The sequence below is a fragment of the Robbsia andropogonis genome (genome assembly GCF_034047095.1).
Taxonomy (GTDB): domain Bacteria; phylum Pseudomonadota; class Gammaproteobacteria; order Burkholderiales; family Burkholderiaceae; genus Robbsia; species Robbsia andropogonis.
The window spans coordinates 193,445-205,967 of sequence record NZ_CP139164.1 but is presented as its reverse complement, the minus strand read 5'-3'; the positions used below and the strand labels follow the sequence as shown (position 1 = coordinate 205,967).

General features: G+C 44.9%; 7 protein-coding genes and 4 pseudogenes. 9 read left to right on the top strand and 2 right to left on the bottom strand.

The window, feature by feature from the left end; translation table 11 throughout:
* Positions 1–48: 48 nt before the first annotated feature.
* A pseudogene (locus tag SJQ66_RS00880) lies at positions 49–1,194 on the top strand (cysteine desulfurase family protein); the annotation flags it as partial.
* A 436-nt stretch (positions 1,195–1,630) separates the two neighbouring features.
* Positions 1,631–1,988: pseudogene (locus SJQ66_RS00875) on the top strand (lytic transglycosylase domain-containing protein); the annotation flags it as partial.
* A 181-nt stretch (positions 1,989–2,169) separates the two neighbouring features.
* On the opposite strand, the gene SJQ66_RS00870 reads toward SJQ66_RS00875, so the two are convergent.
* Complete coding sequence (locus tag SJQ66_RS00870) at positions 2,170–3,615, bottom strand: sugar transferase (protein WP_320533754.1); 1,446 nt, start codon at positions 3,613–3,615, stop codon at positions 2,170–2,172.
* 401 nt (positions 3,616–4,016) lie between these two features.
* Positions 4,017–4,776 (bottom strand): annotated as a pseudogene (locus tag SJQ66_RS00865) (IS5 family transposase).
* A gap of 103 nt (positions 4,777–4,879) precedes the next feature.
* On the opposite strand from SJQ66_RS00865, the pseudogene SJQ66_RS00860 reads away from it, so the two are divergent.
* The 7 genes and pseudogenes from SJQ66_RS00860 to SJQ66_RS00830 all read left to right on the top strand — a co-directional run.
* Positions 4,880–5,356, top strand: a pseudogene (locus SJQ66_RS00860) (capsule biosynthesis protein); the annotation flags it as partial.
* 5 nt (positions 5,357–5,361) lie between these two features.
* Entirely contained in the window at positions 5,362–6,564 is a 1,203-nt protein-coding gene (locus tag SJQ66_RS00855) for a GumC family protein (RefSeq protein ID WP_320533753.1), read from the top strand.
* The gene (locus tag SJQ66_RS00850; RefSeq protein ID WP_320533752.1) at positions 6,543–7,394 is read left to right on the top strand and encodes a hypothetical protein; all 852 of its coding nucleotides are present in this window, start codon (positions 6,543–6,545) and stop codon (positions 7,392–7,394) included. Before SJQ66_RS00855 ends, SJQ66_RS00850 begins: the two co-directional genes overlap by 22 nt.
* A gap of 472 nt (positions 7,395–7,866) precedes the next feature.
* The gene (locus SJQ66_RS00845) at positions 7,867–8,865 is read left to right on the top strand and encodes a glycosyltransferase family 4 protein (RefSeq protein ID WP_320533751.1); all 999 of its coding nucleotides are present in this window, start codon (positions 7,867–7,869) and stop codon (positions 8,863–8,865) included.
* 15 nt (positions 8,866–8,880) lie between these two features.
* Positions 8,881–10,059 carry an NAD-dependent epimerase/dehydratase family protein gene (locus SJQ66_RS00840; RefSeq protein ID WP_320533750.1) on the top strand — a complete coding sequence of 393 codons (1,179 nt, stop codon included), beginning with the start codon at positions 8,881–8,883 and terminating at the stop codon, positions 10,057–10,059.
* A 153-nt stretch (positions 10,060–10,212) separates the two neighbouring features.
* Positions 10,213–11,613, top strand: a complete 1,401-nt coding sequence (locus tag SJQ66_RS00835) for a lipopolysaccharide biosynthesis protein (protein ID WP_320533749.1) — start codon at positions 10,213–10,215, stop codon at positions 11,611–11,613.
* Between the two features lie 10 nt (positions 11,614–11,623).
* Positions 11,624–12,511, top strand: coding sequence for a glycosyltransferase family 2 protein (locus tag SJQ66_RS00830; protein WP_320533748.1), 888 nt, complete (start codon positions 11,624–11,626; stop codon positions 12,509–12,511).
* Positions 12,512–12,523: the final 12 nt, after the last annotated feature.

The window sequence follows — 12,523 nt, the reverse complement described above, 5'->3', positions numbered from 1 at the left end:
GACGTACTATTTTTCGCATGAATCAGCCCATGTAAAAAGGACGCCCCAATGTCATCAAAGCCTGTCTATCTGGACTACGCCGCTACCACGCCAGTGGACCCTGAAGTGATCCCGGCCTTGATTGCATGCCTTGGGCCCGATGGCGTATTTGGCAATCCGGCATCTCACTCACACAGTAGCGGTAACCGTGCAAAGGCGGCGGTCGAGCAAGCGCGGCGGGAAGTTGCGGCGCTGATTGGTGCGGTGCATACGGATGTGATTTGGACTTCCGGCGCCACCGAATCGAATAACCTGGCGCTCAAGGGCCTGGCGGAAAAAGTGCTGGCGGACGGGACTCCTTGTCACATCATCACCAGTTGTCTGGAACACAAGGCAATTCTGGATACGGTCACGCACCTCGAGACGCTAGGTGTCGAGGCCACGCGACTGATGCCAGACGCCACCGGCGCGATCACCGCCGACGCGGTGGCCAACGCCATGCGCCCACACACCCGCATGGTTTCGTTAATGATCGTCAATAATGAAATTGGCACATTGACGGATGTGGCGGCAGTCGCAAAGGTCGCACACGCTGGCGGTGCGTTGCTCCATGTGGATGCCGCCCAGGGCTTGGGCAAGGTTGACATCGACGTGGTCCGTGACGGTATCGACTTGCTCTCCATGTCGGCGCACAAGATTTATGGTCCCAAGGGCATTGGCGCTTTGTACGTGAAGGGCGCCATCAAGGACCAGATTGGTGCGCAGATACACGGCGGAGGTCACGAACAAGGACTTCGTTCGGGTACGCTGGCCACGCATCAGATCGTTGGCATGGGCAGCGCATGTGCGGTAGCACAAAGGCGGCTCGCAGAAGATCATGCACATATCGCAGCCTTGAACCGGCAATTGCTGCGCGGGCTTGCCGATGTTCCGGCAATCCGCCGCAACGGTGCCGCGGCGACCTGTATCCCGAATATTATTAGCTTGTGCATCGATCTGCCGGGGTTCATGCCGATGTTGCTTGGTGGCGAACTGGAGGTGTCGAGTACGTCCGCGTGTAATTCGGCGTCTGGCGCGGTGTCACACGTGCTGACCGGCATTGGTCTGACGACTGAAGCGGCATCGCGTTCCGTTCGGATCAGCCTCGGCCGCTTTACAACAGTTGCAGACGTCGAGCGGGCTGTCCAATGCGTACGCAATACGCTGGCGTTTTGTACGCCGGTGAAATCGATGGCATCGGTGGCATAGTCATGCGCTAGTTTGGTCACTCGTGGCGGGGTCTCGGCCTATTTGGCCGTGAGCGGGGCCATAGACGTTGCAATTTCGATTTTTCGCTAAAACGACAGGGAACCACGACCGCGATCTGGGCGCTAACAGTAAGGTCATGCGCCGGTCCATGCCAGTCTGACGCTGTCGACCCATCAGTCGCTCGTAAGCGACGAAAAGGCACCAAGCACCCTATTGGCCGTCCTACTCTGTATTGGATATGGGAGAATGGCCCGTCGTTCTTTACCCATCCCGTACAGTGGCGATTCCAAAGATATTCCGCGTCACGCAGCGTGCCGCCTTTGCGTTGCGTCTGTCACCCGGTTTGCGCCGGGTGCGGTCGTCTGCATCGGCACCGCCGCTTGTAGTGTCCGTGCTGATCGCCATGGCGGTCTTTAGGCCGGGCTACGCGTCGGCGGATTGCGTGATGGACGCCGCGAAATATCACAAGGTCAATCCCACGATCCTGCTGGGCATTGCCATTGTCGAAAGCCGCTTGCGGGCGAATGCAACGAACGTCAACACCAATGGTTCGACGGACATGGGAATGATGCAGATCAACTCCATCCATCTGCCAGAGCTGTCGAAGTACGGGGTGAAAAAAGATGATCTCTACGACGGCTGTAAGAATGTCTACACCGGCGCGTGGATTCTGCGAAAGCAAATGGACAAATACGGGAACAATTGGCAAGCCATTGGTTCGTATCATTCCGCCACGCCCGCGTTCCGCGATGCCTATGCAAAGCGCGTGCGTAATGCCGTTCAATGGTTGATAAGGAGTGGGTATGCTTATCCCGCGGATATGCCGAAGAAAGCACAACCTATCGAAAATGCACCGAGCAAACCGATAACCACCAGGACAACGACCGCCACGGCGGAGAAGCCGGTAGGGTGAATGATTCAAGCGAATCGAGGGCCGTGCGCTTAATAAGCGCCTTTCCGTCCGAACACCACGCTTATCGTTTTGACGAGAATGGTCAGGTCACGCATCAGGGACCATGTCATTACATATTCGGTATCCAGGCGCACGCGAGATGTGTAGGTTACGTCGTTTCGGCCACTGACCTGCCATAAGCCGGTGATGCCAGGGCGGGCAGCATAATAATAGTAGATTGCCTTACCGTACTTGATGATTTCTGCCTCTACGATGGGACGAGGGCCTACTAAGCTCATTTCTCCGCGAATTACGTTCAAAAGCTGCGGTAGCTCATCGAGGCTGGTGGCACGTAGGAGTTTACCGATCTTGGTGATACGGGGATCATTACGCAATTTGTGATCCGCTTCCCATTCCGCACGTGCGATCGGATTCGTTGATAGGATTTTTTCCAGTATTTCTTGCGAATTTGTGATCATGGATCGAAATTTGTATACCTGAAATTTTTTGCCATTTGCGCCGATACGGGTGTGACCATAGAACACGGGGCCAGGCGAGGTTAGATATATGGTGAGGGCAAGCAATATGAATATTGGCAACGTGAGTATTAACAAAAAGCTGGCAATGCTGCGATCAAATATTTTTTTTAAATAGCCTTGCACGCCCGGTGCGGGCGTTTGGTTCATCTCAATACTTTGATAACCTAGCACTTCACTGCGTTGCCGCGAAATTAAGTCCAAAGCGCACGGGTCCAACAGCCATCGTATCTTAACTGGCACCGTTTGAAGTTGGGCAAGAATTGCTTGTATCTCAGCGTAAGCCTCTAGCGTCAACATCAACCACACTTCGTCAACATGATTCTCAACGAGAAAGGGTCGGATTGTTGTAATTTGATTCATCAGCGGAATGGTTGAGTCGATATTACTAATCTGCAGAGTCGTCGAAGTGGCTTGCCGGTTGTAACAACCAATAATGCGATATCTATATTGGAGGATTTTCTCCGCCTGCAAATGAAGTGATTGACCGAATCTTTCGTCCCCTATGATGAATACATGTTTTTTATGTTCACTTGAGAAGCAAAACTGTTGAAACGCGCGCTGGATAGTAAATTTGCTTAGCACCAGCAACAAGCTTACGAAAGCCAACCAAATCAACGCCCATTCTCTGAGAGAGTTGTCGTTCAATTGCAGTATGTGAACTAGGCTAACGCTAACGGACCAGATAGCACTCCATACGAAGAGACTTTGCGTGCGCAAAGTGATGATGGATTCATTTCGACAATATAAATGCAATCTAAAATATTCGAAAATAAAAAGTGCAGGAAGTACGCTGAATAAAATCAGGAACTGAACAGCCGGCATGGTAATAGTTGAAATGTTTTTTAGAATAATGGAATTGGACATATATCCAGATAAAGCAGTTGTTAGTACAAAAATAACGTCTTTCGTATAATATAATTTTTTAAATATGCATTTTTTAAAATTTCCGCAGGTCAATTAAAGTCCTTCGAAAAATAATAATTAAAATTTATAGGAATATTTAATAAAAATTATTTTCAATATTATGATTTAGTTTAATATTTATGCTGAATTAAGCCATTTGTCTTATGTCTCACTTTTCAATAAATTAGCATTTTCAATTTTTATCTTTAGTGCATCTATTTAAATTGAAGATTAGCAGCAAAGAGCTGTTGTTGACGCAGCATTTCTTGCAATTTGGCTGATTATTCGGATTTATCTCAAGTATTTCGTGAGTTTTATTTTCAGGGAATGCTGGTTTTTATTGCTGAATGTATCATTGAGAAAATGAGATCAGTCTTATAATTTAAATGTACTTCATGCGAATTAATTTTGTTAGAATTAACTCAATGCAAAAATTCGACCTAGTTTTAGAGCCGCTAACAAAAGTCACCCACCAATCTGGAACAAATAATCGCGGCGGCGAGTGAGAGGAGAGCACGATGGGTACTGAGGGCACGTTCAAAGCGGATACGCAGCTTTGCGAAACCGGCAAGCCAGGCGTGAGTGCGTTCAACGACCCATTGATGTCGGACCAGCCACTCTTTGCTTTCAATGCCTTTGCGTGCGATTCGCGCTGTGATGCCACGACGCTTGAGCTCTGCGCGGCACCGCCGACAGTCATATCCCTTGTCCGCATGGAACTTCTCAGGACGTTTGCGGGGACGCCCATTGAGCCCGTTCACCGCTGGTATGGCCTCCCGCGTTGGCTTGAACGCAATCGAGTCATGTCGGTTCGCCCCGTTGACTGTGATAGCCAACGGTACGCCCCGTGCGTCTACGACGAGATGGCGCTTGCTGCCGAGTTTGCCTCGATCTGTGGAGTTAAGTCCTGTTTCTTGGCCCTCCGGTGGCTGGACACGTTCGCGCTATCGATACTCAGTCGGCTCCAGTCGATCTGGTCGTGTTCGCGTAAGCGCGTAAGCATTGCCAGGTGGAGCTGCTCCCATACGCCACAGTCCTGCTACTCACGTAGTCAGTGCCAACACGTCATACCCGAGCCGAAGCCCAGTTCTTGCGGGAGATCTTCCCGAGGCACTCCCGTTTGCAGCACATACAAGATGCCATTGAGCAGGCTGCCGGATCTGAAATCTTTCGCGGCTGACCTTTGTTCGTGAGTCGCATCACCGCCGGAATCAAAGACTTAAGCGCCGCGCATACTTCATCGCTTACTTTCGTCTCGTGATGGACGGCAAAATATGACCCATCAACTCACGCCGATATTAGACTCGGCTCATTAATGTTAGCCACTCTTAGAACGCTCAAGCCCAACGGGCGAGTCTCTCTGGAGCTCAATACGAAAGCGCACATGATCGGCGACTTACCGGATGTTCCGTTAGAAAACGGGGATGCTTTCTACGTACCACTTATGCCGGCATTCGTGACCGTCGTGGGAGCAGTGAATAATGAAAACGCAATACTGTTGAAGCCAGGCCGCTCCGTAGGAGATGTTATGAAGGTCGCGGGGATTCAAAAAGACATTGCGGATGTAGATTCGACGTTTATTTTGCGAGCTGACGGGAGCGTCTTCGCGCAAGATTCGACCTCGTGGTTCAGTTCGCTCAAATCCACCAAACTTATGCCAGGTGACACGGTAGCAGTCCCGGAACGAGTCGATCCCCGTTCGCCGACGACAAGATTCCTAGCTGGATTGAAGGATTGGACCCCTGTATTCGCAAATTTTGGACTTGGTGCAGCGGCGATCAAAATCTTGAAGTGACTGAGATGAAAAATAAATTAACCGAATATAAGGCCATTTCGGTACGGGACCAAATGAGTACAACGACAGAATCGGCAACCCTAAATATTTACGAATTTCTGGTTATCGCTGGTGAGCAAAAGAGGACGCTAATCGGGAGCGTAATAATTACCGTTGTGATAGGGATATTGGTGGGATTATTGCTGCCCCCGACCTATCAAGCTAAATCCTTACTAATGCCACCCCAGCAAACGCCTGGCTCCTCTGCAACATTGGGGGGACTCGGCGCTGCAGGCGCATTGGACAGCATGATCGGTATAAAAACCCCGGACGAAATGTATGTTGCTCTACTACGAAGCAATGTTGTCGCTGATGGCTTAATTGAAAGATTTCACTTAAAAGAAAGATACAAAGAAAAATATACGTCTGATGTTCGTAAAATATTACAAAAAGAAGTGAGATTTACAAGCGATAAAAAGTCCGGATTTATATCGATCGAGGTCAAGGAAAAATCTGCCAAATTCGCGGCGGAGTTAGCAAATGGATACGTGGATCAGCTCAAAGATATCGTTAACAAGCTCGCCGTAACTGAGGCACAGAGGCGACGCATTTTTTTCGCTCGACAAATCAACGAAACTAAGCAAAAACTGGATAACGCTGAAGAAGCATTCGATTTCGCACGTAGAAATTCTGGAATCCTGAGTTTAGATGGCTCTGTTGAAGAGACAATTCGAACAGTCGCGACGCTCCGTGCGAATGTCGCAGATATTGATGTTCAACTTCGCACTATGAGTGCCTATGCTACTGACAGTAACCCTGCTGTGATCCAACTCAAAATAAAGAAGGATGCTCTTCAGAAGCAGTTGGATAAACTTGAATTTGGAAATAGTGATAGAAGTGAAAAAAATGACGATCAGGGATTGACTAATGCCCGATTATTTCGAGAAATAAAATATCAGCAAGCTGTATTGCAGCAACTGAACACGCAGTTAAATCTCGCGCAAGTCGATGAAGCAAGAGAAGGCCCGCTAGTACAGCAAGTTGACGTAGCAGAAATTCCTCAGAGGAAAAGCTTCCCCCGGTGGTCAATTGTTCTCCCTGTGTCTATCATTTTCGGGATTGTGGTCGGGATTTTTCTTATATTTTCCCGAAATATGTGGAAAACGAATATAAAAATGAGTGGAAAAGGTGTGGCACTGAAAGCTGCATGGTCACTGTCAAAAAAATGATGAATCGTTCAACGCAGAACACGCGTTCGAGCCTTCGTGAGCAGTCGGACTCCTCGAACGGTACATTTACGCTCGGACTCATCTTTTTCGTCGCAGGGATAGATGGTTTTGGGTTGCTACCTATGCTGAAGGAGATCGGTGCGCGCCCGTTTTTCTTGTTTTACGTAGCTATCGGATTGTACGCAATATCGAGTCGAATCGCGTCTATTTCTAAAACGGAGTTTGTTGGCTTTACATTTTTGCAGTTGTTGACTCTCGTTGAATTTGCTCTATATGGCAGTCAGCTGGCAGATTTTTCTGGCAAGCAGCCTTTTCCGCAATTTGTTGCACATTCTGTACTTTTCCTGATTGGTTTTAGTCCTTTGATAATAAGGGTAAATTGCCAAATTGAAGCGAGGAAAATTGTTACCGCAGCGCGATGGGCTCTGATTTTAGCAATGATTTTTACTGGAATTGATCTTGCAGCGATTCTTTTTGACCTTGATCGGCCATTCGTCAAAATATTTTTGAATGAGGGAGCAAAAACCCGTATTTTTCCTACAGGGGTATTTAGCGAACCATCGTACTTCGCCGCATTCTGTGGAATCGTTATACCGGTTGTATTATACGATCGGGAGATTCGAACTATCGTTGTAGTTAGCGCTATTGTGGGTGCGGCTTTTTTTTGGGGCGATGTGAGAAGTTTTTTTTTTCGTCTATGGTGCCGGGATATTCACTTTAATTTGGGTCCGTTGGGGAGTTGGATTAAAGACAATTTTAAGCTTTTCCGTTCTGAGTTGTATGCTTCTCGTCGTGTGCTCATATCTAAGCGTTTTTTCGGTGGAAGATAGCTTGAGCTCTGCCTATCGGCTTGGGAACACTTATTCATTTTTAATTTACGCGATTAATCACTGCGTATTTTTTTGGAGTTGGATTCGGAGACTCACATTTTCTATATCCAATATTAGATTTTCCCTCATTTATGACATTCAGTGCTGAGTTTCACGATATGATAAATGGCGATGCGACGTGGCGTGTGCCGATCTTTAATATTTGGGTGCGACTTTTTGTCGAAATCGGAATCGTTCCGACCATTATTTTATTATTTTTTATAATTCGTCGAATCCTCCAAAAAGAAGTGAGTGGGGTTGTTAAAATATTTTTCTTTTCGACATTTACAATGACGTTATCTACCGATTCATATATATATGGATTATGGGCGATCGTGTTATTTTTGGGATTTTCGGTTTCAAAAATTAATGTTCTTCAAAAATTGTAACGATCATTGAGGTCGATTTGATCATATTTAATGGACGAGTTTTGTTGCGCAAGCAGATTACGGGTGTTGAACGGTACGCGCATGAATTAGTCACGCGATTAGAGTCCCGTTGCAAGCTTAAAGTGGCTTACCCTGACAAGGATAGTACTCTGCATGCGCATTTGTGGGTGCAGACGGGTTTAAGAAAATTTGCCGAGGATGCGCGTGCATCTGCGGTTTTTTGTCCCGTTATGGATGTACCTCTATTCTTATCAAGAAAAATAAAAATAGTAACAACAATTCATGATCTTGCGTTCTTGCGGCATCCGGATTTATATAGTTGGAAATATAATGCCTACTACAAACGAGTTCTACCCCTAATTGTATCGAGGGCCGATGCAATCATTTGTATTTCAGAACTGGAACGGAATAACATTGCTCAATATTTTCCCAAGGCAAAAAATAAATTACATGTTGTATATCATGGAATCTCCAGTAAATTTCGTGTTGATATGCCCAAGAAAAAAATAATTCTTGTTGTCGCTGCACAAAATAAAAATAAGAATATCGTAAGGTTGTTACAGGCGTTTGAGCGTGTAATGCATCTAATACCTCATCAACTGGTATTAATTGGATCATCACGAAGCGTGATTTCAACCGATTTCTTGGCAGAGAAAATGATAGGACGCCTATCTTCTTCTGGACGTTTTTTAGCGACAGGATATCTGCCGGAAGAAGATTTGTTACGGCAATATGGCGAATCAGAAATATTTGCATTTCCCTCATTATTTGAAGGGTTTGGTTTCCCGCCGCTGGAAGCGATGTCAGCTGGCTGCGCCGTCGTTTCTTCTGGAAGTTCCGTAATGCCGGAGATCTATGGCGACGCAGCAATTTATTTTAATCCGAATTCGTTGGATGACATTGCGAATAAATTAGTCCGGATGGCGACCGATAAAAAACTACGAGATTCTCTTATTCCTATCGGCCGAGCCCGGGCAGGCAAATTCACGTGGGACAGGACGGTTGATGAAACGCTATCAGTTATCCAAAGTACTTTGGGATGAATTTATAAAACTATTTTGTCCAATAGAAATTACGATTTTCAGAAAAAATTATTTATTGAAGGCATTATGCGAATTCTCGTGACTGGTGGTATGGGATTTATTGGATCCCGTGTTGTAGTTAACTTGCTTGAAAAAAAGCACGACATTGTTATATTGGATAATTTGAGTCCACAAATACATGGCGCACTTCCGAGGCTACATTTCGGTTTTTTGGATGATTCCCGTATTACATTTATTCGCGCTGATATTAGAGACAGTTTTGCCTTAGATACGGCACTTGAAAATATAGAATCCGTGATCCATCTCGCTGCAGAAACCGGAACAGGTCAATCAATGTATCAAATAGCTCATTATTATGAAGTTAATCAGCAAGTGACGGCGAAGCTATTTGAGCTAATTTGTCGAAAACATAAAAGTGTAAAGCAAGTTATATTGGCGTCCAGTCGTTCGGTGTATGGCGAGGGAGCCTACCGACTTGCCGGGGTGGATATCATTCCTCCCGCTCGCACGCTGAATAATTTGAAGGCGGGAATATTAGAACCAATGGGAGTTAATGGGGAGCAATTAGAACTTGTTGCCACTGCGGAAAGTGCCGGTGTATCGCCTGCATCGGTTTACGCTGCTACCAAGCTCGCAAACGAGGCCTTGGGGAAGATTGTCTCGAATAATTATGGCTTGTCAGTAACAGCTCTTCGCTTCCAAAACGTTTATGGCGAAGGTCAGTCACTATCGAATCCGTATACGGGTCTTTTATCTATTTTTTCAAATAGAATGAGGAAAAATCTCGACATAAATATTTTTGAGGACGGCAACGAGAGCCGCGATTTTGTTCACGTCTCCGACGTCGTTTCGGCTATTTCAACTACTATTCAGAAGGGTCTCTCAGGATATAACGTAATAAACATTGGCTCGGGAAAAGCTACAAGTGTCATGAATGTAGCCTTAGCTTTAAAAGAAATTTTAAGAAGCAACTCGCCTCTTAAAATATCAGGCGACTTCCGTGCTGGCGATATAAGGCATTGTTATGCGGATCTCACGGTAGCGAGGAATTTGCTTGATTTTACGCCACAGATCGATTTAAAAGTAGGTCTTGAAAGATTTTGTAGCTGGCTGGAAGGCGAAGCCATATCGGAAGATCGTTCGGAGAACGCATTGTCAGAGTTAACAAAGCTTGGTCTCGGAGCATCTAAATAAAGAATTGAACCAATTTAGGATTGCGTTAAAATATTTTCAAATTTTAGTTGGCCTTAAAATATTTGATTTATTATTTTGATTGAAATAGTAATTCGTTATATTTATATCGTGAGCGCGGGTTATTGTTAAGTATATAGATTTAAAAACGTTACTATGAAAAAAAATATACGATCGCGCTGGTTTAACAATTCCGTCGCAAATTTGCTTGGCGGAGGCGTGTCGGCGATCGTCGGTATTGTCATTCCTGCGTTGATAGGAAAGGCCATGGATGGAGTCGAGTTCTCCATGTGGAATCTCGCTATGCAGGTTATTGCTTACGTTAATTTGCTTAGCCTTGGAATCCAGTCTGCAGGTGCACGGGCAATTGCGCATAGTGCAGAATCAGCCGAAGCCGGATTAGATAATCGTTTATCAGAAATTCACCGGTCGACTCAATCGTTGAGTCGGTATCTGGCTTTCGCAGCGCTATTTATTGCAATTTTTTTTATAATATTTTATCCGTATTTTTTTCGTGCTGTTCCTGAAGCACTCTGTATTTCCTTCCGACTTGTGCTGTTTTTCTTTTCATTGTCGGCGGTATTTCAAATATTAAGTCAGCCGTATATGGCTATTTTTCAAGGTCTGCATAAAAATTATTTATTTGTCTTCGGTCAATCTGTAAGTAAGTTGATTTCAGTAATTTTAATTTGGATTGGTGTTAAAGAGGGGTTGCACCTGCCATTTCTGGCAGCGCTTTTTTCTCTCGGTGGATTTAGTCTTTGGCCGTTGATGATTTTCATCTTCCGGCGGAATATCCTTTGGTCCACTAAAATTAAACGGACGAATGTTTCGTCTGTTATTCGTTCTGATCTGCTTAAATATTGTGGCACATTGTCAGTCTGGTCAATTTCGACTTTGTTGGTAAATTCGATTGGAATTTTTGTAGTCGGCATCGTTGATTTTCATAAAACCGGCGCTTATGCGGTTGCGATGACGGCATCAACCATTGTTATCGGAGTAATTGGCGCTGTTTTGTCTCCTATGATGACCACTGCTGCCGCACTATATGCAAATAGCTCTACTCGTAGCCAACTGCCTAATTTATTGAGGAAGCTTACAGGTCGCACAGCGTTGGCAATCAGTGGATTAGTATGTTTATGGTTATTATTTTGTAAGCCACTGATGATTTTGTGGCTAGGACCGAAGCTTGGGCAAGAGGCTTATCCACTGGCATTAATTTTAGTTCCCGTATATTGCTACAGAAATATTATGTCGCCGTATGCTTTAATGCTGATGGCTACGGGATTACATAAACGAGCTATGCTGAGTGCTATATTTGAAGCAATCGCGAACATCTTTGTATCGATTTTTTTTGGCATTTATTGGGGCGTAATCGGAGTCGCCATTGGTGCCGGCGTAGGTGCTATTTTAGGCATAGGTTTGGGGCTTTTAATGAATCTGAGAAGTACTAAAGAACTAACTCCTGATCCGTTACGATTTATGATGAGGTCAATGTTGTTGCCAATTTTTATTACGGCTCCAGTCCAGTTGTTAATTGTTTGGAAATTTCTTTGAGAGCCATATTATGATTGGTGTGGTAACAGTACTCTATAATAGCGATGAGGTATTGCCTGGATTTTTCGAGAGTCTTGCGAGGCAGGCTAACGTTTCCTATCGATTATATCTTATCGACAATAGTCCGACTGATAGCGGCACTCAAATAAGCATGGATCTCGCCGCAAAATATAATATTGATTCGCGATTTATATTTAATGACGAAAATGTTGGTGTTGCGAAAGGAAATAATCAGGGTATCGAACTTGCGTTGGTCGATGGATGCAAATCAATTTTACTTGCTAATAACGATATCGAATTTTACGATGAATCGCTATTTTCGGACTTGCTGGAGACGCTCCGCATAGAGAAGGTCCACGCGGTTGTGCCTAAAATATATTTCTTTACTGATAAAAAACGTATCTGGTGCGCAGGCGGATTCTTTAGGAAATTTGCTGTTACTAATCCACACATAGGATATGGACAGGTTGATGTTGGGCAATTTGAAAAGTCGGAGTTGATGGAGTATTCCCCAACGTGTTTTATGATTTTTAATGCTCAAGTATTCAAAATGATAGGAAATATGGATGAGCGGTATTTCGTTTATTGCGATGATTCAGATTTTCTTTGGAGGATGAAAAAAGAAAATCTACGTCTTTTCTATTTCTCTGAAAAAGAAGTCTGGCATAAGGTAAGCTTTAGCACGGGTGGCGTCGAGAGTAATTTTTCTCTGTACTATTGTTTCAGAAATCGCGTGTTTTTCGCGAAAAAACATTATGGGTTGGTTCTTCGTATGTTATTTTATTTTTATTTGTCTTTGACTTTGTGTATTAAGTTTTTTAAATTTAATTCGGAGCAGCGAAAGTTTATTAAAAAAGGAATCGTTGATGGATTTGTGATGCAAGTTCGACGCGATTGAAGAAAATAATGC

Coding starts and splice junctions, on each gene's coding strand:
- SJQ66_RS00855 (WP_320533753.1), top strand. CDS start 5,362: ATGAAAAATAAATTAACCGAATATAAGGCCATTTCGGTACGGGACCAA.
- SJQ66_RS00850 (WP_320533752.1), top strand. CDS start 6,543: ATGGTCACTGTCAAAAAAATGATGAATCGTTCAACGCAGAACACGCGT.
- SJQ66_RS00835 (WP_320533749.1), top strand. CDS start 10,213: ATGAAAAAAAATATACGATCGCGCTGGTTTAACAATTCCGTCGCAAAT.
- SJQ66_RS00830 (WP_320533748.1), top strand. CDS start 11,624: ATGATTGGTGTGGTAACAGTACTCTATAATAGCGATGAGGTATTGCCT.